The organism is Spongiibacter sp., from assembly GCF_041602295.1.
GTDB lineage: Bacteria > Pseudomonadota > Gammaproteobacteria > Pseudomonadales > Spongiibacteraceae > Spongiibacter.
This window is the reverse complement of sequence record NZ_JBFIGO010000046.1, coordinates 1-22,492: the sequence shown is the minus strand read 5'-3', so window position 1 is coordinate 22,492 and position 22,492 is coordinate 1. Positions and strand designations below refer to the sequence as shown.

General features: G+C 56.9%; 22 protein-coding genes. 16 read left to right on the top strand and 6 right to left on the bottom strand.

Going from position 1 to position 22,492, the window contains the following annotated elements; all coding sequences use genetic code 11:
• Positions 1 to 120: 120 nt before the first annotated feature.
• From ABYM29_RS09375 to ABYM29_RS09310, 14 genes are all read left to right on the top strand, one after another.
• Positions 121 to 1,539, top strand: coding sequence for an MBL fold metallo-hydrolase RNA specificity domain-containing protein (locus ABYM29_RS09375; RefSeq protein WP_372864469.1), 1,419 nt, complete (start codon positions 121 to 123; stop codon positions 1,537 to 1,539).
• A gap of 27 nt (positions 1,540 to 1,566) precedes the next feature.
• Entirely contained in the window at positions 1,567 to 2,073 is a 507-nt protein-coding gene (locus tag ABYM29_RS09370) for a GNAT family N-acetyltransferase (RefSeq protein WP_372864468.1), read from the top strand.
• A gap of 107 nt (positions 2,074 to 2,180) precedes the next feature.
• The gene (locus ABYM29_RS09365) at positions 2,181 to 2,639 is read left to right on the top strand and encodes a hypothetical protein (RefSeq protein WP_372864467.1); all 459 of its coding nucleotides are present in this window, start codon (positions 2,181 to 2,183) and stop codon (positions 2,637 to 2,639) included.
• 175 nt (positions 2,640 to 2,814) lie between these two features.
• Positions 2,815 to 3,591: an enoyl-CoA hydratase/isomerase family protein gene (locus ABYM29_RS09360; RefSeq protein ID WP_372864466.1), complete on the top strand. Its 777-nt coding sequence runs from the start codon at positions 2,815 to 2,817 to the stop codon at positions 3,589 to 3,591.
• A 293-nt stretch (positions 3,592 to 3,884) separates the two neighbouring features.
• A complete protein-coding gene (locus tag ABYM29_RS09355) occupies positions 3,885 to 4,484 on the top strand; it encodes a hypothetical protein (protein WP_372864465.1) in 600 nt (199 codons plus the stop codon).
• Positions 4,485 to 4,748: 264 nt separating this feature from the next.
• Positions 4,749 to 6,026 carry a DUF2254 domain-containing protein gene (locus ABYM29_RS09350; RefSeq protein WP_372864464.1) on the top strand — a complete coding sequence of 426 codons (1,278 nt, stop codon included), beginning with the start codon at positions 4,749 to 4,751 and terminating at the stop codon, positions 6,024 to 6,026.
• 147 nt (positions 6,027 to 6,173) lie between these two features.
• Positions 6,174 to 6,938 carry an exodeoxyribonuclease III gene (locus ABYM29_RS09345; RefSeq protein WP_372864463.1) on the top strand — a complete coding sequence of 255 codons (765 nt, stop codon included), beginning with the start codon at positions 6,174 to 6,176 and terminating at the stop codon, positions 6,936 to 6,938.
• An 80-nt stretch (positions 6,939 to 7,018) separates the two neighbouring features.
• Complete coding sequence (locus ABYM29_RS09340; RefSeq protein ID WP_372864462.1) at positions 7,019 to 7,393, top strand: diacylglycerol kinase family protein; 375 nt, start codon at positions 7,019 to 7,021, stop codon at positions 7,391 to 7,393.
• 272 nt (positions 7,394 to 7,665) lie between these two features.
• Entirely contained in the window at positions 7,666 to 8,403 is a 738-nt protein-coding gene (locus ABYM29_RS09335) for an SGNH/GDSL hydrolase family protein (RefSeq protein ID WP_372864461.1), read from the top strand.
• A gap of 73 nt (positions 8,404 to 8,476) precedes the next feature.
• Positions 8,477 to 8,872, top strand: a complete 396-nt coding sequence (locus tag ABYM29_RS09330; protein ID WP_372864460.1) for a hypothetical protein — start codon at positions 8,477 to 8,479, stop codon at positions 8,870 to 8,872.
• 81 nt (positions 8,873 to 8,953) lie between these two features.
• Positions 8,954 to 9,394, top strand: a complete 441-nt coding sequence (locus tag ABYM29_RS09325) for an SRPBCC domain-containing protein (protein WP_372864459.1) — start codon at positions 8,954 to 8,956, stop codon at positions 9,392 to 9,394.
• A 415-nt stretch (positions 9,395 to 9,809) separates the two neighbouring features.
• Positions 9,810 to 12,107, top strand: a complete 2,298-nt coding sequence (locus ABYM29_RS09320) for a DUF6351 family protein (RefSeq protein ID WP_372864458.1) — start codon at positions 9,810 to 9,812, stop codon at positions 12,105 to 12,107.
• A 215-nt stretch (positions 12,108 to 12,322) separates the two neighbouring features.
• Entirely contained in the window at positions 12,323 to 13,198 is an 876-nt protein-coding gene (locus ABYM29_RS09315) for a lysophospholipase (protein WP_372864457.1), read from the top strand.
• Positions 13,199 to 13,365: 167 nt separating this feature from the next.
• Complete coding sequence (locus ABYM29_RS09310) at positions 13,366 to 13,746, top strand: VOC family protein (protein WP_372864456.1); 381 nt, start codon at positions 13,366 to 13,368, stop codon at positions 13,744 to 13,746.
• Positions 13,747 to 13,771: 25 nt separating this feature from the next.
• On the opposite strand, the gene ABYM29_RS09305 is transcribed toward ABYM29_RS09310, so the two are convergent.
• From ABYM29_RS09305 to ABYM29_RS09280, 6 genes are all read right to left on the bottom strand, one after another.
• On the bottom strand, positions 13,772 to 14,614 hold the full coding sequence (locus ABYM29_RS09305; RefSeq protein ID WP_372864455.1) for an MBL fold metallo-hydrolase: 843 nt from the start codon (positions 14,612 to 14,614) through the stop codon (positions 13,772 to 13,774).
• A 177-nt stretch (positions 14,615 to 14,791) separates the two neighbouring features.
• On the bottom strand, positions 14,792 to 16,414 hold the full coding sequence (locus ABYM29_RS09300) for a GMC oxidoreductase (RefSeq protein ID WP_372864454.1): 1,623 nt from the start codon (positions 16,412 to 16,414) through the stop codon (positions 14,792 to 14,794).
• 74 nt (positions 16,415 to 16,488) lie between these two features.
• Positions 16,489 to 17,757: a cytochrome P450 gene (locus ABYM29_RS09295; protein ID WP_372864453.1), complete on the bottom strand. Its 1,269-nt coding sequence runs from the start codon at positions 17,755 to 17,757 to the stop codon at positions 16,489 to 16,491.
• A gap of 21 nt (positions 17,758 to 17,778) precedes the next feature.
• The gene (locus ABYM29_RS09290) at positions 17,779 to 18,099 is read right to left on the bottom strand and encodes a 2Fe-2S iron-sulfur cluster-binding protein (protein WP_372864452.1); all 321 of its coding nucleotides are present in this window, start codon (positions 18,097 to 18,099) and stop codon (positions 17,779 to 17,781) included.
• 189 nt (positions 18,100 to 18,288) lie between these two features.
• A complete protein-coding gene (locus ABYM29_RS09285) occupies positions 18,289 to 19,326 on the bottom strand; it encodes a helix-turn-helix domain-containing protein (protein WP_372864451.1) in 1,038 nt (345 codons plus the stop codon).
• A 257-nt stretch (positions 19,327 to 19,583) separates the two neighbouring features.
• A complete protein-coding gene (locus ABYM29_RS09280) occupies positions 19,584 to 20,807 on the bottom strand; it encodes an NAD(P)/FAD-dependent oxidoreductase (RefSeq protein WP_372864450.1) in 1,224 nt (407 codons plus the stop codon).
• Positions 20,808 to 21,036: 229 nt separating this feature from the next.
• Here ABYM29_RS09280 and ABYM29_RS09275 point away from each other — a divergent pair, with 229 nt between their 5' ends.
• Positions 21,037 to 21,915, top strand: coding sequence for a fatty acid desaturase (locus tag ABYM29_RS09275; RefSeq protein WP_372864449.1), 879 nt, complete (start codon positions 21,037 to 21,039; stop codon positions 21,913 to 21,915).
• A gap of 241 nt (positions 21,916 to 22,156) precedes the next feature.
• The coding region (locus ABYM29_RS09270) for a TonB-dependent receptor plug domain-containing protein (RefSeq protein ID WP_372864448.1) at positions 22,157 to 22,492 on the top strand (336 nt) is incomplete at its 3' end.

Below are 22,492 nucleotides of genomic sequence, written 5' to 3'. Positions count from 1 at the left end.
CAAATGCGTCTGCTGCTGGGGCGCAAAAGAGATTACTCCGCGTGAGCGCACTATGGCCGCAAGGCGACAGTTTGCCCGCGGGCGACTGTTGCGCTGCCGTTAATCGAAAGTGAGGTTTCTATGGCTAAGCTAACGTTTTGGGGCGGCGTTGCCGGGGTGACCGGGTCGATGTATTTACTGCAGACCGACGGCGCCTGCCTGCTGCTCGATTGTGGCCTGTTTCAGGGCCGGCGCGAGGAAGAAGAGGCCAACCGGGACCCGCTGCCTTTTGACCCTTATAGCATCGATGCGGTGGTGCTTTCCCATGCCCATTTGGATCACTCCGGGCGCCTGCCGCGCTTGGTGTCCGAGGGCTATCGCGGACCGATTTATATGACCCGCCCCTCCTGCGAGCTTGTTGAGGTGCTGTTAAAGGATGCCGCATCGCTGCAGGAGCGCGACGTTGAGTTTGAAAACAAGCGGCGTCGGCGCGCGGGCAAAGACGAGATCGAGGCGCTGTACGACCTTGAGGATGTCGAGGAGACATTGGCGCAGTTTCAGGGCGTCAATTATTACCAGCGTACAACGGTTGCCGACGGTGTTGAGCTGCGCTTTCTCGACGCCGGCCATATTCTCGGTTCGGCGATTGTCGAGCTGTTTATTAGCGAGCGCGGTGTTGAGAAAAAGCTGGTGTTCTCAGGCGACCTGGGTAACTGCCAGGCCGCACTGTTGCGCGACCCCGATGTGGTGGAGGCGGCAGACCTTCTGCTTATGGAGTCGACCTATGGCGACCGGGATCACCAAAGCCTCGACGCAACACTGCAGCAGTTTGAAGAGGTAATAGAAACGGCATCGCAAAATGGCGGCAATATTTTAATTCCCTCTTTTGCCGTGGGGCGAACTCAGGAGATTATCTTCAGGCTGGGCGAGCTTTATCAAAAGGGCAAACTGCGTCATCAGGCCATTTACCTGGACAGCCCAATGGCAATAGCCGTCACCGAGATCTATCACCGCTACCAAGACGTGTACAACAGCGAAGATAAAGCGATTATCGACTCGGCCGCCACCACCGCGCTGGCCCGGCAAAAAAGCCTGCACACCTTCTTGCCGGTGCTGCGCTACTCCACCACGACCGATGAGTCGATGGCGCTTAACCGGGTGGAGCGTGGCGCGATTATTATTGCCGGCAGTGGCATGTGTAATGGCGGCCGGATACGGCACCATCTGAAGCACAATATCTGGCGCAGCCAGTCGCATGTGATTTTTGTTGGCTTTCAAGCCATGGGGACACCGGGGCGCGCGATCGTCGATGGCGCTCGTTATTTTAAAATTGGCGGAGAGGAAATTGCCGTAAAGGCCGCCATTCACACCCTGGGGGGCTTTTCCGCCCATGCGGGTCAGAGCCAGTTATTGGCCTGGCTGGGTCAATTCAAGGGCAAGAAGCCGCGGCTGTTTTTTGTTCACGGAGAAGACCAGGCCAAGCTGGCCATTGCCGAACAAGCCAAGCGACAAGGTTGGTCGCCGCAGATACCAGGCCCGGGAGAGAGTGTGAGTTTTTAAGGCCTCAAGCCCCAAGGAGAGAATTGATTGAGTATCCTTATCCGAAAAGAGCAGGCGGGCGATGTTCAGGCGATTCATGCGCTTACTGTTGCCGCATTTCGTGAGGCAGCGCACAGCGATCATACCGAGCAGTTTATCGTTAAGGCACTTCGCCAATCAGCTGCGTTATCGATCTCCCTTGTGGCCGAAGACGACGGCGATATCGTCGGGCATGTGGCGCTTTCTCCGGTCACTATTTCTGACGGTTCAGATCGTTGGTATGGGCTTGGCCCAATTTCAGTTCTTCCGGATAAGCAGGGAGCAGGTATCGGCACGAAACTGATGAATGCCGCCATTCAAGAGCTAAAGAAAATGCCGGCGAAGGGTTGTGTGCTGCTGGGCGATCCCAACTACTATCACCGCTTTGGCTTTAAACCCAGAGAGGGCTTGATACTTCCCGGTGTGCCAGAGGCGTATTTTCAGGCCTTGTTACTTGGCGCAGAGTGGCCGCGTGGACAGGTCGCTTACCATGAGTCCTTTTCGGCAAGGGGCTAACCGAGTCGATGACTCTGCGCCCCATTGATTGTGGTGAGCCTATTGATTGTGGTGAGCCTATTGATTGTGGTGAGTCCATTGATTGTGGAGCCAGGATAATAACGCTTATGCAATACCAACTGAGCTTTTCCAGCACGCTTAAAGCCGATCGCCCCGCGCTTTGGCGTTGGATAACCTCCATTGAGGGAATCTCGTGGGAGATGTCGCCCTACCTGCGAATGACTTTCCCGCGGGGCGTGACAGCCCTTGAGTCGATCGCCGTTGTGCCGGGTAGGCCACTCTTTCGTAGCTGGTTGTGGTTTTTAAAAGTTATACCTTTTGATTACTCTGATTTTTGTCTGCAGCGCTTAGACCCCGCGGAGGGTTTTACAGAGCTATCCAGAATGGGTTCCATGCGTATGTGGAAGCATGTGAGGCGAATAGTCCCTGCCGAAAATGGCTATACGCTGACAGATGAGCTAACGTTTGAACCCCGTTATGCGGGCTGGCTTGCAAACAAAGTAGTGAGCTTGTTTTTTACGCACCGGCATCGGCGGCTCAGGCAGCACTTTGGCATGGCCGAATAAGCCAGGCTGCCGCCTGGCAGCGTGGGTGCTTGTGTTGTGCGGTGAACGCGCTCCGTTTAGTTATGCGGCTTGGCATGGTTTGCTTGTTGCCGGGGCTATGCGTCGCCGCGGCCTTATTGCAGAATGCGTGTTGAAATCCAAGTGGGTTACTCGCCCTGAACTCGGGAAAAGTCTTATGAGCGCAAATTACCAGTCAGCGACTGACAAGCTGTTGAGCGAGCTAAAAGAGGGTGTGCTCACCATCTCTTTTAATCGGCCAGAAGCCATGAATGCCCTGCATCCGGAAATGCTGACCGGTGTCGCGGCCCTGGTGAACGAGGCCAGTGCCGATGCCGGTGTTTCGGTGGTGGTCTTGCAGGGTGCGGGGCGGGCATTTTCTGCCGGTGTAGACCTTAAGGTGCTGCAGGATATTGAACCCGCTTTCGGCCGTATTGGCGATTTGTTTGACGGGCCGGCCAAGCAGGCCTATACGGCGATTCGCAATTGTCGGGTTCCGGTCATTGCCAAGGTGCATGGCGCCTGCTTTACCGGTGCGCTGGAGTTGGCCTTACACTGTGATTTCATCTATACCACCGACGGCACAAAGTTCGGCGATACCCACACGCGCTTTGGTCTGCGTCCCACTTGGGGCATGTCCCAGACCTTGTCTCAGGCGATAGGCGTTCGCAAAGCCAAGGAGCTTTCCTACACCGCAAGAGTGCTTAAAGGCGATGAGGCTGAACGGCTGGGAATTGCTAATAGCTCGGTCGCCGGCCCCGAAGAGCTGGACGATTTGGTCGCCACGCGCGCGGCACAGATTGCCGGTAATTCTCGTGCGGCGGTCGCCGCGATGAAGGACTTGTATCGAATGGCGCAGCAGGGGCATGCGATTGACGACGCGCTGGCGAAGGAGTTGGCGACCGAGTACAGCGACATTCTTGATACGGCAGAGCGCCTCGCTGAGTTTCGTTAGCGGCGGGCGGTCGAGCTGCCTTGTCGGCGCTTGCTGATTGTTGGCCCGGGCAAGTTGTGTCCGGCTAAAACGTCGTTCTCGCTGGCCGTGGTCAGTCCGCATTGCCGATGAAATAACCGCTATAGAGCCAGTTTGTGACAAGGCGGTTAGCCCGGCGTGAAAAAGCCGTGTGCCAGTCCGGTTTAATTCCCCCTCGGCCCAGTGCCGCCGTCGTTTTCGACTATCTTTATTGATGTGTACACATCCGTGAGCCGGCGGTGGATGCCGCCGGTTTTCCTAGAGGAGTGAAAGCGATGAATAGCAGAAAATTCATGCCGAACGGCTGGCAGGGGTGGCTGGCTGCCGGCTTGTTGTTGCCGGCGAGTGTCTGCTTTGCCGATAAGGGCAAGGCGGCGATGATTGCCGATGCGCAAAGCGCGGCGCCACCGGTGATTTCTGGCAGCGCCACGATCAAGACGATGGATGGCAAGGTGCTGCGGGAGGGCAGCAATGGCTGGACCTGCTACCCCGGTTCAATGGGCAGCGGGCCGATGTGCAATCAGCCGCAGTGGGATGAGTTGATTGCGGCCTGGGCGGCCAAGAAAGCAATTAAGGTAAAGACCTTCAGTATTTCCTACATGCTGGCAGGCGAGGGCGACGCGCCGGGGGTGAGCAATAAAGACCCCTTTGCCACAGAGCCCAGCGACGATAACGACTGGGTGAAAGAGGGACCGCACCTGATGATTGTGGTGCCCGACCCCGCCATGCTTGAGGGCTTGTCGACCAACCCGAAAGACCCCGTTTACGTGATGTGGAAGGGCACGCCTTACGCACACATTATGGTGCGTATTGCCGATCCCTCCCTGGCCGACAAGGGCGGCCTGCTCAAGGGGGTGTTGCCTGGCCTCAAGTGACGTGATGGGACGGTGATGCAATAAGCCCGGCTTCGCGGCGGGTCGGGCCGGGTGCGCTGTGCTTTGGTTTGCGCGTGTTGGCGTGGCGGCTAGGGCCGCTTAAGCAGCTAGTCGCCGCCGTGGGCCTGGGCTGGGGCTCGCCGCAGTGGGAGGCTTACTCCTGTCCCGGCATTTTCTTTGTTTGGCTAGCGGTTAGCCATTGTTGTCTACACTGAGTTGAGTTTTCCAGGGCGCGTGGCCCTGGCGTTTAATGAGGTGACAACGATGGCTTTTTCATTTTCGGTGGACCGCCTGAGGTTTCTGCGCAACCGGCTTCGCGACCGTCTGTGGGTGAAGCCCTTGGTGGTGTGCCTGTTGTCGATCGCGACGGCGTTTATCGCCAAACTGGCCGATGGCAGCGGCCTGATGGCATTTGTGCCAGAGATCGCGGTGGGCTCGCTGGAGACGCTGCTGTCGATTATGGCGGCCAGCATGCTGGTCATTGCCACGTTTTCGGTGGCGTCGATGGTGTCGGCGTATGCGGCAGCAGGCAGTACGGCGACGCCGCGCTCCTTCCCAGTGGTAGTGGCCGACGATGCCTCGCAGAACGCGCTGTCCACCTTTGTCGGCTCATTCATTTTTAGCATTGTGGCGCTCACCGCGGTCAAGAACGACTATTACGCAGCGGCCGGGCTGTTTATTTTGTTTGTGCTGACCGTGTTCGTATTCAGTGTGGTGATCGTCACCTTTGTCCGCTGGGTCGACAACATTGCCCGCCTGGGTCGGTTGGGGTCGACTATCCGCAAGGTTGAGCAGGCGGCCGAGGCCGCCCTGCGGCGGCGGCGGGCGACGCCGTGGCTGGGTGGTGTGGCCGCGCAAGGTAAGCCCTGTGGCACGGCGGTGTTTGCCGCCAGGGTAGGCTATGTGCAGCACATCGATGTTGCCGCGTTGCAGTGCTGGGCAGAAGAGCGGCAGGCGCGGGTGCTGGTCGCGGCTCTGCCCGGTACTTTTGCGGCGCCAGGTCGAGCGCTGGCCTATATCCGCGATGATGGCGGTGATGGTGCCGAGCAAGATGGTGAGGCTGTGGCCGCTGCATTTCAGATTGGTCGCGAACGCTTGTTTGACGACGACCCGCGATTTGGCCTGGTCGTGCTGTCGGAAATCGCCGGCCGCGCCCTGTCGCCCGCGGTGAATGATCCCGGCACGGCCATCGATATTGTCGGCACGCTGCTGCGGTTGTTTGTGTTGTGGAATGCGCCGTCAAAGGAGGTTGACGAGCAGGTGCCGCTGCACGATCGCGTTGAGGTGCCGGAGGTTTCGCTGCGCGATATGTTCGACGATGCCTTTACCGCTATCGGCCGCGACGGCGCCGGGGTGGTTGAGGTGTCGGTGCGGCTGCAAAAGGCCCTGCGTGCGCTCGCCGCGGTGGGGGATACGGAAATGCGAAATGCCGCGCTGTATCACGCGCGCTTAGCATTGAAACGGGCTGAGATGGCCCTGGCGGTCGATGAAGATCTCGCGGCGCTGCAGAGCGCGGCCCGTCCTCCGGAGGCTGCCGCATAGACTGGTTGGTTGGTGGCGCGACGGCATTGTGCAGACATGCGGCCGCGGAGATAGCCAGCTCACGCTGTCTGCGATCCACGGTGTTTGCCTTTGAGGCGCTGCCGCGAGCGTGGTATATAAGGCGCCACACTTTTACCGGACTCAGTCATGCGAATTGCCTCTTGGAATGTGAACGGCATCCGCGCCGTAATGAAGAAAGATTTTCTGCAATCGGTGGATACCCTGCAGGCCGATATCCTCTGCCTACAGGAAACCAAGGCCCAGGATGATCAGGTGGCCGCCGCGCTGGAAGGGCTTGATGGCTATCATGTGTACAGCAACTCCGCCGAGCGCAAGGGCTATTCCGGTGTGGCAATCCTCAGCCGCGAGGCGCCGCTGCGGGTGTTTGCCGATATGGACATGCCTGAGCACGACAATGAGGGGCGGGTGCTCGCCGCGGAATTTGACGATTTTTATCTGCTCACCGTGTACACCCCCAACTCGGGCAGCGAGCTGGCGCGGCTGGAGTATCGCGAGAGCTGGGACCGGGATTTTTTGGCCTATGTAAATGGTTTGAACGCGCACAAGCCAGTGCTGATGTGCGGCGATTTTAATGTGGCCCACACCGAGATCGATATTGCGCGGCCCAAGCCCAACTACAACAAGAGCGCGGGCTTTACCCAGAAAGAAATTGACGGCATGGACAATATTGTCGCCGCTGACTTTGTGGACACGTTTCGGCATTTGCATCCCGAAACGGTGAAATACAGCTGGTGGAGCTATCGCGCCGGTGCGCGGGGCAAAAACATTGGCTGGCGGATAGATTACTTTTTGGGGCAGCGCGATCTTGTTGCCGAGCGGGTGATTGCCGCAGAGATCTGGAACGACATTATGGGTTCAGACCACTGCCCGGTGAGCGTTGACCTTAAATAGCCTGTGCGGTGGTGGCCAGACTGCGGCTATGCCCGGCGCGCCGCTTGCGCCGGGCTTGGGCAAGGCGCTATACATAAACCATGACAGATTCCTTTTCTATTCGTGCGCGGCTGAGAAGCCTGCGTTACGCGCTGCGCGGTATCGCAGAGATGCTGCGCAGTCAGCACAATAGCCGGGTGCATTTGGGCGCCACGCTGGCGGTGCTTGTCGCCGGCCTATACTTCCGCCTGGGTGGCGTTGAGTGGTGCCTGCTCATTTTTGCGATGGCTTTGGTGTGGGTGACCGAGGCGCTGAACACGGCGCTTGAACTGCTCTGTGATGTGGCCTCGCCGGAATTTCATCCGCTGGTTGCAAAGTGCAAGGATGTGGCGGCGGCGGCCGTGCTGCTCAGTGCCATTGCGGCGCTGGCCGTTGGCCTGGTGATTTTTATACCCTATCTACTGGTGGGGCGGTAATGCACCGGCGAGTTGCGGTCATTGGCCGTGGCTCGAGGGCAAGCATTTCTGCTGCGGCCTGCCGTCGCTAAAATAATAACGCGCGAATGTGCGATGAAGACCATGACTTGCCGACAGTTGAGCGGTGCTTGCGATGAGGCATTTCGCGCCAATGCCGTTGAAGCGCTGGCGGCGCGCAGGCAAGTGTTTGCGGCCTTGCCTGGCGATTGAGGCGTCGCCGGCAATGCCTGCGGCAATAGGCTGTTGGGCGAAACGGACATCGAGGTCGAGTAATGATTTACCAGCTTGCGACACTGCTGCTGGCGCCGGTGTTTTATGTTCAGGGGCGCTATGTAAAACGGGTGACTCCGGTTTTGGCGGAGCCGGCGGGCGCGCGCGCCGGGCAGGTCGGCTGCGGGCCGGAGCTGTCGCTGCTGATTGTCGGGGATTCGGCGGCGGCGGGCGTTGGGGTTGAGCATCAATATGCGGCGCTGTCGGGGCAGGTGCTGGGGCCGCTCAGCAGCACGCGAGCGGTGAGCTGGCAGCTAATGGCCAAGTCGGGCGATGCCTCGGCGCAGCTGCTGGCAAGTTTGAGGCAGTCGCCCGCCCGTCACTTCGATGCGGTGTTGGTGTCTATTGGTGTGAACGATGTTACTGGCTTAACCCGCGAGGCGCGTTGGGCGAGCAACTTGCAGGCGATTATCGACACCTTGCAAAGCCGTTTCGGTGCGCGTGTCATCTACTTTTCTGGGCTGCCGCCTATGCAGTATTTTCCGGCGTTGCCGCAGCCTCTTCGCTGGTGGCTGGGCTGGCGTGCGCAGCGTTTGAATATCCGCTTGCAGGCGGTGGTGGGCGGGTATGAGGGCTGCGAGTATGTGGAGCTGGCGGCGCTGTTGGACGGCGGTGATATTGCTGCCGATGGCTTTCACCCGGGGGGCGAGGCCTATCGGCGCTGGGGCGAGCAAGTGGCCGCGCGGATACAGGCTGACGGGGTGATTGCTTTAGCGCCTGAAGGCGCAGACAATCCCTAGCGTGGGTTGCGATGTGTTGGCTTGTGCACCCGGGTGGAGGAATCTTTCGGTTTGCGGTTTTGGAGGACGTTGTGTGAAAAAACAGTTGTTGTCACTGGCGCTATTGAGCGTTGTTGTAACGCCGGCATTGGCGGACAAGCCGGCATGGAAGGGCAAGGAGATGGCGGCCGAGGAGCAAAAGGCCGCTCATAAAAATGCCAAAGACATGCACGAAGACGAGGTGGACGAGGCGGAAGAGCGGCTGAAGGAGAAAAAGGCCAAGAAGATGAAAGCGCTCGACTCGGATGCCCATCGGGACATGGATGATGACGATGATATGGGCGGCGGGCACGGCGATGCCAAAGGCCTGGAGAAACAGCGGGCGATGAAGTCTGAGCAAGTGCAGAAGGAAGCGGGCAAGGGCTCTGAGCAGGGCCAAAAGGCGCGAGAGCAGCACAGCCGGAAATGGTGGAAGTTCTGGGGCGAGTGAGCGCCGGGCGTCGGGGCATTCACGCCCCGGCGCGCTACCTGTACGCCGGGGCGACACCGGCTGTTAAAGTGATTATCTGCCATGTTTAAACACACTCTCTATTCCGACAAGGTCACCATCAATGCCTCGCGCGAGGAGGTGTGGACGTTGTTGACCGATTTGGACGGCTACCGCGATTGGAACCCCTTTACCAACCCGGTGATCGGCACGCTGGAGATCGGCGCGCCGGTGGAGCTACACGTCAAAATGCCGCTGCGCGGCGACCGGGTGAGCACGGAGTATGTGCAGAGCGCCGACATAGATGGCGGTTTGGCCTGGGGCATGACCATGGGCGCCAAATGGCTGCTGGTGGCGCGGCGGGACCAAAAGCTGGAGGCGATTGACGACCAGCACTGCAGTTATCAAACCTGGGATGCCTTTTCCGGGCTGTTGACGCCGCTGGTGGTGAGGCTGTTCGGCAAAGACATGCTGAAGGGTTTTAACGCGGTAGCCTATGCCCTGCAGGACAGGTTTTCGCGCTGAGGCCTATCCGCTGTCACTGCAATGCAGCTGGGCGCACCCCACGGCCGCGATGTCGGGCGACCTGGCCCCTTTCTTTTCCCTGTTAATTATTAATGCGCAATAGTGGCGCTTGGGTGGTATGCTGACAAGCCCAGGCGTTAGTTGTAGATAGCCGCAGTATCGTCGACGTTGCTAAATTTTTAGGGTGTTTAGCGGGCTTATTGGCGGCTCCCTTTGTCGCTAACGGCTGGGCGCGATACGGATGGTCATGGTGGTTTTTACGCCATGCGCCCGGCCGTTGGGGTTTGCTAGGGTTGTGGGTGGACTCGCCGGCGCGCAGCCGTTGGCGACCCTCTGCAGGCCGGGAACGGTTTTTACACCGGGCCGGCGGTGCAATGCTGGCCAAAACGCAGTGAATGAGTTGAGGAGATAAGCCGTGATAAGAACCGTCTTCATACTGATTAGTTTGGCGCTGGCCGCCTGTGGTGGCAGCAGCTCGGGAGGCGGTGGTGGCGAGTCACCGGGCACTGAAGATAACCGGGCGGTCATTTCGGTGCTGTCTAATCGCGCCGATTTGGTCTCCGCTGGTGATGCTCTGGTCGAAGTGCGACTGGAAAACGCCGAGGCGCTGGCGGATTTGGTGTTGCTGCGCAATGGTGACGATGTGACCAGTGTGTTGCAGGCGACGCCCAGTGATCCGCTGCGCTTGGTGGGTGTGGTCGATGGTCTGACTGTGGGCGACAACACGCTCAGTGCAAATATTGGCAATAGCATTACTGTGGTCAATCACCCGGTGGGCGGGCCGGTATTTACCGGCCCCCACATCCAGCCCTGGGAGTGCCAGGGCGGCGCGGTGGATGCCGACTGCAATCAGCCGGCGGAATACCAGTGGCTGTATATATCCAGCAATCCCCTGGTCGCGGGTTTGCAGCCCTATGACCCCGATAATCCGCCTGCGGATGTAGCGGAAACCACTACCGATAGTGGCGAGACCGTGCCGTTTATTGTGCGCCTGGAAACCGGTTATCAAGCTCGCGATCAATACAAAATTTTCACTCTGCACAAAGTCGGGGAAGACTGGACGCCGGTGCTCCCGCAGTCGCAGTGGAATGGCCGTTTGTTGGTGACTCACGGGGGTAACTGTCGCGGCGACCACGACACCAGCTCGGCGCGCACTGATGACTACGCCGGCACTATCCCCGCCAATCCGGCGATCGAGCAGTCCTATATCACCGCCTTGGGGCTGGGCTGGTCGGTGCTGTCTACTGCGCAGCTAAATCTCGGCCACAACTGTAATCTGAGCTACCAGGCCGAGTCGCTGCTGATGGCCAAGGAGCGCTTTATCGAACAGTACGGCGAGTTGCGCTACACCGTGGGCACGGGCTGTTCGGGCGGTGCGATCACCCAGAATATGATTGCCAATGCCTATCCTGGCTTGTACCAGGGCTTGCTGACCACCTGTACCTACCCCGATGTGATCAGCACCGCGACGCAGTTTGCCGACTACCACATTCTGCTGAAGTATTTTGGCACCAATGCCGACAACCCAACGAACACCGTGGCCAGAGATGGCACGGTGTTTACGCTGCCCCAGCAAAACGCCATTTACGGCCATGCCAACGGTATGGTGAATGCTTCGCTGGCCGACTCGGCGCTATTTGCCGAGGCGGTGGACCCCGCGTCGCACTGCGGAGGCGTGAGCGATGAAGAGCGCTTTGATCAAGAGACCAATCCGGGCGGGGTGCGCTGCGATGTGCTGACCTTTATGCAAAATATTGTGGGCCCCCGCGAGCGCTTTCCCGACGAAGACCCGGACCGCGATCACTGGTCGCAAATTGAAAAGGATCTGGGTTATGCGTTTTCGGGCTTTCCCCTCGGTAATGAGGGGGTGCAGTATGGCTTGACGGCTCTGCAATCGGGTTTTATTAGCCCGGCGCAATTTTTGGCGATCAATACCAATATCGGCGGTGTTGACCCCAGTTTGAACGTCACCGCTGAGCGTTTGAAGCCCGACTACCCGGCGCTGCCCAATGCCTACCGCACAGGTATTTTGAACACGATTGTGAATATGGACACCGTGCCGATTATCAATATGACCGGCCCTGATCCCGGTGCGGCCCACGACAGTGTGCACGGCTACTGGGTGCGCTGGCGGCTGGAGCGCGAATTTGGCCACCGGGATAATTTTGTTCACTGGGGCGGCGCGACGCCACTGATTGGCGACCCCAATTATATGAACCAGTCGCTGGTCGCCATGGCCTCTTGGCTGGATGCCATCGAGGCCGACACCAGTAACAGCCCGCTGGCGGAAAAAATCATCGCGAATAAGCCAGCCAGTGTGCAAGACCAGTGCAACGGGGTTCCCGGCGAAATGTGTCCAGAGCAGGCGATGTTGGTGTTTGGCACGCCGCGCACCGAGGCCGGCGCCGACAAGTACGGCGATCAGGCCCAGTGTCAGCTGCAGCCCTTTAGTCGCGATGACAACTATGGTTTGGGCAACAGTGTGTGGCAGGAAGAGGACTGGCAGTTGCTGGAAGAAACCTTTGCCACGGGAGTGTGTGACTGGTCGAAGCGTCCCCTTGCGTGGCAGCCGACGGTGACCTGGCTGAGGTATCAGGACGAGCAGGGGCAGGTGATTACCGGTGGCGAACAAATGACGCCGGCGGAGTTCCCTGCGGGCTGGGCTAGCCCGGCGTTTGCCAAGACTTGGGAGCCGGGCTGGCAGACGCCTTAAGCGGTCGCTGCAAGCCACAGGGCGCTCCCTGTGCGCTCTGTGTCGCCGGCGGAATGTGCTGGCGGCGCAGCACAGCGCTTGTCGCGGCTGGCGCTGAGCGGCTGCGATGCGTTTGCTAGGCTGGTCGCGGCAGATTGCCAGGCGCTGCCGATGTGCCTGCGAGGCTTCGCTATTGTTGAGCCCTCCTTGTAAAAATCACCTCCTAGAACAGAGCCATGATAAACACACACCACACGACATTTTCGCTGCGCAGTGCCGATGGCACCCGACTGTTTGCCCGTGAGTGGCGCCCTCTTGCCGAGCCTCTGGCCTGGGTGACGATGAGCCACGGGACCAGTGAGCATTCCGGGCGCTATGAGCCGCTGGCGGCGGTGTTAAATGCTGCGGGCTTTGCTGTGGTCATGGCCGATCTGCGCGGCAGCGGTCAGAGTGACGGCCGGCGAGGCCATGTCGATCGCTTTTCACAGTACACCGATGATCTGCGTGCGGCGATGGCGCACACCCAGAGCCGCGCCCCTAAAGCCCATTTTTTAGCAGGCCACAGCCTGGGCGGTTTGATTGCCGCGCGTATTGCCGTGGAGAACCCGCCAGAGCTGTCCGGGCTGCTGTTAAGCAGTGCGGCCTTCCAGCTGGGCTTTGAGCCCGCGGCCTGGAAGCGCCTGGCCAGCCGGCTGTTGGCCAGGCTTTGGCCGACATTGGCGATCGCCAATGATATTGATGTGGCTGATTTGAGCCGCGACCCCAGCGTCGGGGTCGCCCAAGGCCGAGACCCCTACAACCACGGCAGAGTGACTCCGGGCATGTACCGGGCGTTTTTACAGGCCCAGCAAGAGGTCGCTGAGCTGGCGCCGCAGCTGCGCATGCCGGTGTTGGCGATGCATGGCGGCGCCGATAAAGTCAGCGCCCCGCAGGGCACAGAGGCTTTTTATCACGCGCTGACTAGCCGCGATAAGCAGTTGAAAATTTACCGCGGTATGTATCACGAAATCTTTAATGAAATCGACAGGGAGCGGGTGTTTGCCGATGTTGTGCACTGGTTGCAGCAGCGCCTGTCGCAGCGCGCGATTGGCGAGTCAGCGGTGCCGGCATGAGGCGAGTTGACGGAGGCCGTCTGGGCTTCGCTACAGGCCTGTGCCGGCTCGGCACTGTAACATTCTGGGGGTTTGCCGCTCTCCTTGATGGCGAGATAGATCCCGGCCTGTAGCGGGTAAGCGGGTACGCTGTGTGATTCGAATGAATATAAATGGAAGGAGGACGTATGTTTAGTCATGTGATGGTCGGCGCCGACAATGTTGAGAAAGCCAAGCAGTTTTACGATGCGGTGTTGGGGACGATGGGTTATCAGCCCGGTGTGATGGATGATTTGGGCCGCTGTTTTTACTTTGGTGAAAGTGGCGTGTTCGCCATCACCAAACCGATTAACGGTGAGCCGGCAAGTTGTGGCAACGGCAGCACGATTGGCTTTGCGGCCAGCAGCCCGGAGCAGGCCGATGCCTGGCATGCGGCGGGGGTGGCCAATGGCGGCAGCAGCTGTGAAGAACCGCCGGGCGTGCGCGAAGGCGGCTTGGGCAAAATGTATCTGGCGTATTTGCGCGATCCTTCGGGCAATAAAATTTGCGCCCTGCATCGTCTGGGTTAAGGCGAACAAGGTGCTGAGCCCGCGCTCAGCACCTTGTTGTGGTGGATAACTTGCTTAAGCTTTGCAAGCTGGCCGTCACCATATTGCGCTTGCTCATATGCATTCTCGACAGGTAGGAGTTGCTGTCTTCGCGGCCGAGCAGCTTGCGGGTGATTTGTTTTTCCGACAGCCCCTGTTGGTGAAGGTGGCCGACTTCCTCGCGAAAGCTTTTAAAGAAATCCAGTTTCTTGGCCAGCTCTTCCTTGCCGTTATAGACCACTGCGCGATGCGAACAGAACAGGGTGTCAAAGTCCAAACTCAGTACGCGCTCCAGGCTGGCGATCCAGTCGCCCATGTCCTCGTCCACGGTCATGTATTTCAGGCGGCTGGACACATAGAGATCGCCAGAGAACAGCCAACCTTCATTCGGCTCTAAGTAGCACACCAAGTCCGGCGTGTGGCCGGGGGTGTGAATGGCCTGTAGGTGATGACCGCTGCTTAACTCAATGTGCTCGGGCACGACCTGGGGCTGGTAGGCCGGTACATCGCCAAAGGTCATACGCCGAATCATGGGCAGGCGGATACCTCGGCTCAGTGCGGGGTGGTTGTGGGGGTGGCTGTAGATTGCGGCGCCTTGTTGTTGCTGAAAGTACGCGCCATTGCCGCTGTGGTCTTCGTGGTGGTGGGTGAGCAGTACTTGCGTGACCGGTTTGTCGGCAAAATAGCCGCGCAGGGCGCTGATCTCGCGGGCGGGGCCGGTGTCGATAACGGTGTCGCCAATGCGGTAGACAATGCAGCTGGCAGTGAGGTGGTAGTTGCCACGGCGGTCGACGCGGCCCAGGCGGATGCCGTCGACAACGGGGTGGTCTATGCGGTGGATAAGGGCCATGGCGCTAACACTGCTGGTGACTACGGAGTGTCGAGTGTAGCACCGCTGCGCGCCCCGCCGTTTGCGCCTTAACAACTGGTAATGATTACCTGTGCGCAGGCGGGTGCATTTGTTTGGCCAGCGGTGGTGTTACCTCGCGGGCTGCAGTGCGTTTTCCGCGTTTATATGGGCGATCGCTCAGGGCAGCTTGGCATCCTTGGCTGGAATAAATGACATGGCTCTCTCGGCGAGTGCGGTAATCGTCAGGCTTGGGTTTACCCCGAGGTTTGCCGAAAGTATTGAGCCGTCGACGATATATAGATTTTGATAATTGAATACGCGGTTTTGGCCATCAACTACCCCGCATTCAGGGCTGTTCGACATGGCGCAGCCACCCATGCAATGTGCCGTTGTGGGTACATTGAAGGCGATTTCGGACAGTGAACTGAGTGCGAGGCCTCCGGTGGCCCTTGCGGCTTGCTCGGCAAAGCGATTTGCCTGTGGAATGTATGTTGGAATGCGCTCTCCTTCGCTGCACAGCTTTTTGCTAAATGGCCAGTACCAGCGTCGACGCCAACGCATATTGATGTGGCCGTCCAGTGTTTGCATGACCAGTAAGATGACGGTTTCCCTAGCAAATCGCCACTGTATCAAGCTTCTGAAACCGGAAATAGGCCGGGTAAGCAGTAATTTCAGCACGGCGATTAGCCAGTGGGCAATCCGCATGGCCCCCGGCTGGCCGCCGGTAAGCGTGGTAAACATGCCGCTCAACAGATTTGAGCCGTCGGGGTATCGCACGGCCTCTACGTGTGTAAAGCGGTCGATATGAATGCCGGAGCCAATTGCAATGCCGGAGGAAAGCTTTAGTTGGCTACCGGGGTAGCGGACTCCGAGAATTGATTCGGAGTTTGTTCTAACCCGCTTGCCAAGGTCGTCGGAGATATTTGGTAGTGAGCCTTTATCCTTAAGCCGGAAGAGCAGCTCCTGGGTGCCTAGTGAGGAAGCAGAGAAAACAACCGCGCGAGCTGTAATTCGTTTTTGCTGTTTAGCCGATGACGAGAAAGAACGAGTAGTGCTTATGCTGTAGCCCGCGCTGCCGTCGGCGCAGCCACCGAGGGGCTGAACATCGATAACTTTAGATTCGGCGAGCACTTCCGCGCCGTTGCGTTCGGCAAGGTACAAGTAGTTCTTGTCGAGAGTGTTTTTGGCATTGTGCCGGCAACCGACCATACAGCCGCCACAGGCGATACACGAGTTTCGCTTTGGACCTTGTCCGTCAAAGTAAGGGTCGGGGTACTCGCTTCCGGGTTCGTCATTGTCGTTGCCAAAGAACACTCCGACGTCGGTGTAATAGTAGCTGTGCTCGACTCCCGCTGCCTTGGCCATGTCCTTGAGTTTTGCGTCGGCGGCGGCGGGGCGTTGGTTCTTCGTTACACCGAGCATTTTTTTTGCTTGGGCATAATATTTGGGCATTACCGCCGCCCAGTTATCGAGTCCAGCCCAGTTGCCGTCACGCCAGACTGAGTCCGGGGGGACAAGCAGTGTTTGTGCGTAGGTTATTGAACCCCCGCCAACGGCATTGCCGTGCATTATGAGTGCATGGCGAAACAGTCGTAGGCTCAGAAAGCCACGTAGGCCGGCGGCGGGGGCCCAAAGGTAGCGCCAGAACTTCCAGTTGCTGGAGGGTAGGTTAGCTGCTGTCCAGCGGCGGCCCTGCTCAATGACAAGAACGCGGTAGCCTTTTTCGCTAAGTCTGCACGCGCTTACACTGCCGCCGAAGCCTGAGCCAATTACAATGAAGTCATAGTCGAACGTGGTCATTGTCCCTTCCAATTACTTGCCCTGTTGCCCGGGAGAAAGCCTGCAGCGGGTTGTCGCTGCAGGAGATGGCTTTGCTAGATACGAGTTACCTGCACGTTCATCGAGCTATAGCCATGTACAAAGTTTGAATACACTCGCTCGGGCGAGCCGACTAACTTGATGTCGCTAAAGCGTTTGAGAATTTCTTCCCAGGTGATGCGCAGCTGCATCTCACCCAGCCGGTTGCCCATGCAGCGGTGAATGCCAAAGCCGAAGGAGAGGTGGTGGCGGGGGTTGGGGCGGTCAATGATGACTCGGTCTGGATTGTCTATGACCTGCGCGTCGCGATTCCCAGAGATATACCACATCACCACTTTGTCTCCTGCGCGAATTGTTTTTCCGCCAAGCTGGTAGTCTTGTTTGGCGACGCGACGCATGTGTGAGAGTGGGGTCTGCCAGCGAATAATTTCAGAGACCATGCTTGGAATCAGTTCGGGGTTATTTTTTAGCTTGGTAAATTCTTCTGGAAATTGGTTCATTGCCAGTACGCTGCCACTGATGGAGTTGCGAGTGGTATCGTTGCCACCGACAATGAGCAGGCCGAGGTTGCCCATGAACTCAGCCGGGCTGTTGATCATGTCACTGGTATTGCTGTCTGCTTGGAGAAGGCTAATCAGGTCAAAGGAAGGGGACGCACCGGCAGCGCGCGCCGCCGCTTTTTCGAACCACAGGCCCGAAAAGGTGGTAACCATATCTTGAAGTGCATTAAAGCGCTCTTCTTTACTCGTTTTTCCACCAGATAGTTCTGGGGCATCTGTTGCCATATCTGACCAATAGACCAATTTGTGACGGTCTTGGTAGGGGAAGTCAAAGATGGTGGCCAGCATCTGAGAGGTTAGCTCGACAGATACATGAGACACCCAGTCAAAGGTCTCGCCCTCAGGCAAATCGTCGAGGATGCTGCCGATGCGCTGGCGGATAAGTGACTCCATCGCCGCCAGGTTGCGAGGGGCAACCACCGACTGCACTGCGGCGCGTTGTTGGTCGTGTTTTGGCGGGTCCATTGATATAAAATTTTCCAGAGGGATGTCGTCACTGGGGTCGCCAATCATGATAAAGGGCTCAGATGAGAAAACCTGGTGATTGGTGTCTACTGCGACGATGTCATCAAAGCGTGTTATTGACCAAAATGGCCCAAATGCACTTTCCTTTTGGTAGTGGACCGGGTCTTCATCTCGAACTCGGCGAAAATACTCTTGCCAGGAGCCCTGTGAGTAGAGCCGCGGATCACTTAGATTAATTGCTTCCAGTGCTACGTCGTAGGGGTTGGCAAGCGGGGTTTCCTGTGAGGCTTGGGCCTTCATAGTATGTGCTCCATTAATGTTCTACATTTGAAATTCTGGAAGTTCTACGACCATACCGTCGAGCGGCTCAGAAAGGGTGATCTGGCAGGCTAGGCGAGACTGACGGCAATGGTCAGGGGTCATTTCAAGCATGGTTGACTCACTGTCGCTGGGTGTTGCGGTTTTACTTAGCCAATCCTGCGCAACGATTACATGACAGGTGCCGCAGGCGCAGGCGCCTCCGCAATCGGCGTCGATGCCGGGGACCCCGTTATCGACTGCTGCCTGCATGAGTGTGCAACCGGGCTCGGCAGTGACGACATGCTGCTCGCCTGAGTGTTCGATGAATGTAAGGGTGATCAAAGTGAGGCTCCTTGGCGTATTAGTAGTGGACGTATACGCAGCGTAGCCAGCCCAGCCTGTCATTTGCTGACGATATTTGTTCATTACAAGACAGCTCGCCAAGCTAGTCGGCCAACCGGGGGCGGGGAAGTTAGGGTGTGGGTCTTGCTGGTAGTGATCGCTGCCAAAGGGCTAGCGGGGGGAATTCCCCTATTTTCTATTGCGGAACTGTTTGGGTGTTTCGCCGGTGAGGTTTTTAAAAGCGCGGGAAAAGTTGGAGTCGCTGTTGTAGCCGCAGATACTGGCGATTTTACTGATCGGGTACTCGCTACCATCTAGCAGTAGCTTTGCGTAATCGATGGAGGTTTGTTGTTTTATTTCGACAAATGACACCTGTTCCCGCTGTAGCTTTCTAGCCAGAGTGCGTTCAGAAATATTCAGTAATTCTGCTAACTGCGTAATGCTGGTCGAGCGACCCTCGGCAAGGCGCTGTTGGAGTATCTTGCGCACGGTTTCTTCTGCGCAATGTGCAGAGGCAGCCCGTGAGGAGTTCTTTAGTTTAAGGTAAACCTCGTTGAAGGTTGCCTTGTTATGAGTAATGAGTGGGGCAATAAGGTGGTGCTTTTTGAAAACGACTTTGCATGCCTGCTGGGAGAAGAGAAACTCGGCCTTGAACTGATTCTCGTAATCAAATTTATCTCCGAGAGCAGCGTGGCTTAGGTGCACCTGTACCGGCGGGTTACTCCACTTGCTGAAGTGTCGAAAATTCAAGAAGTAGCCACATACCATCTCATCAATTTCGGCTTGAAGCTTACCGAAGCTGACGGCTGGTTTAAGCAGAATATGCCATTCACTGCCAACGCCGATGCGATCAAACGTATAGGCCGGCATGACGGTATGTGAGTAATCAATCATAACTTGCAGGGCCTGTTGCACATCCTTGGCCGTGAAAGACGCCACGCCGAACATCCCGCCGGGCGTGGTGATCGGTATGCAATCGGCCATTTGCACGGATAGTGGCTTGCCGGGCAGAGAAATACTGGCGCAGGCAAGAACCAGCTCATAAAACTGCAGGCCGCTAATACTATTCTGCTGTCTAGATATTTGCTCGGCTTTGATCTCGCAGCGCCGATAGAGGGAATTTACATCGAACTTTCTGTATTCGTAAAATTTCTCGGCGAGGTCCAGTAGCGCAATCGGGTATTCTTGTTTCTTCAGTGAAGCGGTATCGGGGGGAGAGTTATTCATTGTTGTTGCCGATGTTGAGCCTCTATCCACTCAGCCGCTGGTGGAGGGGCGCGGCTGGATTCACTACCTTCTCTCTGTCTTCTAAAGAATGTTACGTGGACTTATGAATCTTGTCTATTTATATAAAAAGGTGTTTTAAGACAATGGATTGAGTGTTTTTTTGGGGTTGCTGGGTTAGGTGGCGCCGCCGCCCCTAACTGTATTGTCAGCACGTCTGCGCAGGTATTTCCCCCGCCCCCCTTTTTGCGCGGATGGGCTCAGTCAGTGATATCCCGCAGGTCGATAGTCTCATCGCGAAGCTTATCGGGCTGGGCATTGCGCCCGGCCGCCAGCAAGTTCTTGGCGAATAAGAACTCCTTGGGTCGATTGATGGCATCAACGGCAATCAGGCGCCCCTTGCGGTAGTAAAAAACGGCAAAGCTACGTCCAGCCGCGGTGCTGCCGCGGGTGACTAGCTCGTCGTAGCCTGACGACAGCCCAGCAATTTGCAATTTTATGTCGTATTGGTCAGACCAGAACCAGGGCATGGCGCGGTATTCTGACGGGTAGCCACAGAGTGTTTTGGCTGCACTTTTGGCCTGGTCGACAGCATTTTGCACGCTCTCTAGGCGGATGCGGCGTTGATAAAAGGGATTGAAATGATTGCAGCAGTCGCCAATGGCGAGAATGTCTGGGTCGTTGCTGCGTAAATATTTGTCGACGGCTATGCCATTGCTGACAGTCAGCCCGGCAACCTCTGCTAGCCCTGTGTTGGGCTCAACGCCGACACCGATAATGACCATATCTGTAGGAATGCTTTGTCCGCTGGAAAGGTGGACGGTTCGTACATGTTTGTCACCCTCAATGGCCTGGACATGGCAGCCGGTCAGCAGCTTTACGCCCTCTTCGTGGTGGACTCGAGCGTAGAATGTAGAAATTTCCGGCGCGGTCACTCGCTGTAGTACGCGAGATGCTGATTCAACTACAGTGACAGCGACGCCCAGTCGTTGGAGGGTCGCGGCGGTTTCTAAGCCAATGTAACCGCCGCCGATCACAACGGCGGTTCTTGTATTTGCCAAGGCCGTCTTCAATTGCTGGGCGTCGCCGAGGCTGCGCAAATAAAAAACGCCAGGCAGGTTTCTACCCGGTATGGGGGGCTGCCTGGCGCTTGTCCCCGTAGCAAGAACCAGCTTGCTGTACCTCAGTTTTTGACCGTCGTTTAAGACTACCGTTTTGGCATGGCGGTCCAGCTCGCTCGCCGTGCAGTGGTTAAGTAGTGCGATGGAGTTTTCCCTGTAGAACTGCTCGGGGCGGAGGTTGAGCGGCGGCGATGCGGTATCGGCCTGCATAAACCCCTTTGACAGTGGGGGGCGCTGAAAGGGAAGGCTGCGGTTGCTATCGACTAAGCTAATTAAGTGCGGCCAACCCTCTCGTCTCAGGCTGGTAGCCAACTGCACCCCGGCGTGGCTCGCGCCAATGATAACACAGTGTTCGCTGCTCATTTTTTGCCCTCAGATATTGTTTTGTTCTACGGCGCCTCACTTGCTATTCAGTTTGTCAGCCCGCGACAGTCATTTCCGGACGAAGCTCATTCATTTGCTGCACTTTTGGCTGTTGACGTACTGGCATGAGATGAATGTTTTTTGGCGATTTTGGAAGCTTGTCTTGAGGTTAAAGTGACTGCTGAGAAGAGCTGCCGGTATTGGGTGGCTGTGTTGTGGAGGGAGTGCAATGTTTGCTGATCTAGAGGAAATGAATCGTGATGCGCTTAACGTAGCGCTTCAGTACAGCGGTGGCTTTGCGTTTTTCACTGTAATTATGCTGGCTGTGCTTGTCACATTGTACGTGATGGTGCTCTGTTGTGCGGTGTTGGACGTATCTAATCTTGCCTTGTGGGTAGTAGCGGTAGCGATACTGACCTATATGTCTTACACACCATTGCACGAGGCGGTGCACGGAAATATCTGTGGGCGGCATAAAAAGTTCCGTTGGATCAACGAGGTCTGCGGCTATATTGCCGGGCAAATATTGCTGATTCCCTTTGCCAGTCACAGGGTGGAGCACAGCGCCCACCACCGTCACACTAACGACCCCGTGCACGACCCCGATTATATGCTGAAGGGGATGGGGAGAGGTTCTGTCAATTTTGTTAGGGTGGTGCTTAGATTCTTATGGATGCAGATAAGCTTTGTGGTTAGTGAGAAATCTTTGCCGGTTTCTTGGGGGACTAAAATTATCTATTCGGTAGAATTAGTTATCGCCTTGTCATGGCGGTTGTTGTTATTCCGCTATGCTCCGCTTGAAACTACCATGCTGCATGTGGGCTATCTACTAGGTTTGGTGTTCACAACCTATTGGTTTGCCTACCGCCCACACGCCCCCTATGAGCAACGCGCTCGATTCAAAAACACCTGTAGTATGTTGTTTCCCCGCTGGGCGCGCCCGCTAGAATGGTTCTGGCTGGGACAGAATCTTCACTCAATTCATCACGCCTTTCCCCGTGTCCCATTCTATTTTTATCGGAATGTTTTTCGAGAGATTGAGCCGGTAATGCGCGCGAATGGTAACGCAGTGATAGATGTTTTTAGTGGTCGTCATGTCATTGCTTAATCTGTCACTTGTCGCGGGAATAGCCAGGCGGTGTTTTTCTGCATGTATGTAGTCGTGCGGTATTTTGTTGCACGGGGTCGGAGCGAATAGTGATTTCCAGTTTGGCCTCTAGTGATAGAGCGTTGGAGCTCTCAATATGTGCTGTCGTGATTTGAATGATAATGGCTGATAATAATAAGTCGCCTTGTGTAGCCTCTAGCAGAGTAATGGGAAGCGATGCTTTGGTATGGGGAATATAATAATGAGATTCGGGTTTAATAAGCAGAATGCTTGGTTGTGCGCTAGTAGTCTTTTTATTTCGAGTGCGGCTGTTGCGGCGCCGCAACTGGAGGAGGTTATTGTTACTGCGCAGAAGCGTTCGGCCAGCACGCAAGATACGCCGATTGCGATTACGGGTATAAGTGAAAACCAGATAGAAAAACTCGGTTTTTCCAGTGCCAATGATATTAGCGCCCAGGTGCCGAACATGCAGGTGAGTGGGCCGTATGGCGATGTTCAGCCAATTTTTTCGATTCGCGGCGTTAGTATGTCGGACTACAGTTCGAATCAGGCGAGTCCGATAGGTGTGTATAACGAT

Excerpts from the sequence above, each read along its gene's own strand:
- ABYM29_RS09375 (WP_372864469.1), top strand. The coding sequence starts at position 121 with ATGGCTAAGCTAACGTTTTGGGGCGGCGTTGCCGGGGTGACCGGGTCG.
- ABYM29_RS09365 (WP_372864467.1), top strand. The coding sequence starts at position 2,181 with ATGCAATACCAACTGAGCTTTTCCAGCACGCTTAAAGCCGATCGCCCC.
- ABYM29_RS09360 (WP_372864466.1), top strand. The coding sequence starts at position 2,815 with ATGAGCGCAAATTACCAGTCAGCGACTGACAAGCTGTTGAGCGAGCTA.
- ABYM29_RS09355 (WP_372864465.1), top strand. The coding sequence starts at position 3,885 with ATGAATAGCAGAAAATTCATGCCGAACGGCTGGCAGGGGTGGCTGGCT.
- ABYM29_RS09350 (WP_372864464.1), top strand. The coding sequence starts at position 4,749 with ATGGCTTTTTCATTTTCGGTGGACCGCCTGAGGTTTCTGCGCAACCGG.
- ABYM29_RS09345 (WP_372864463.1), top strand. The coding sequence starts at position 6,174 with ATGCGAATTGCCTCTTGGAATGTGAACGGCATCCGCGCCGTAATGAAG.
- ABYM29_RS09340 (WP_372864462.1), top strand. The coding sequence starts at position 7,019 with ATGACAGATTCCTTTTCTATTCGTGCGCGGCTGAGAAGCCTGCGTTAC.
- ABYM29_RS09335 (WP_372864461.1), top strand. The coding sequence starts at position 7,666 with ATGATTTACCAGCTTGCGACACTGCTGCTGGCGCCGGTGTTTTATGTT.
- ABYM29_RS09325 (WP_372864459.1), top strand. The coding sequence starts at position 8,954 with ATGTTTAAACACACTCTCTATTCCGACAAGGTCACCATCAATGCCTCG.
- ABYM29_RS09315 (WP_372864457.1), top strand. The coding sequence starts at position 12,323 with ATGATAAACACACACCACACGACATTTTCGCTGCGCAGTGCCGATGGC.
- ABYM29_RS09310 (WP_372864456.1), top strand. The coding sequence starts at position 13,366 with ATGTTTAGTCATGTGATGGTCGGCGCCGACAATGTTGAGAAAGCCAAG.
- ABYM29_RS09305 (WP_372864455.1), bottom strand. The coding sequence starts at position 14,614 with ATGGCCCTTATCCACCGCATAGACCACCCCGTTGTCGACGGCATCCGC.
- ABYM29_RS09300 (WP_372864454.1), bottom strand. The coding sequence starts at position 16,414 with ATGACCACGTTCGACTATGACTTCATTGTAATTGGCTCAGGCTTCGGC.
- ABYM29_RS09295 (WP_372864453.1), bottom strand. The coding sequence starts at position 17,757 with ATGAAGGCCCAAGCCTCACAGGAAACCCCGCTTGCCAACCCCTACGAC.
- ABYM29_RS09285 (WP_372864451.1), bottom strand. The coding sequence starts at position 19,326 with ATGAATAACTCTCCCCCCGATACCGCTTCACTGAAGAAACAAGAATAC.
- ABYM29_RS09280 (WP_372864450.1), bottom strand. The coding sequence starts at position 20,807 with ATGAGCAGCGAACACTGTGTTATCATTGGCGCGAGCCACGCCGGGGTG.
- ABYM29_RS09275 (WP_372864449.1), top strand. The coding sequence starts at position 21,037 with ATGTTTGCTGATCTAGAGGAAATGAATCGTGATGCGCTTAACGTAGCG.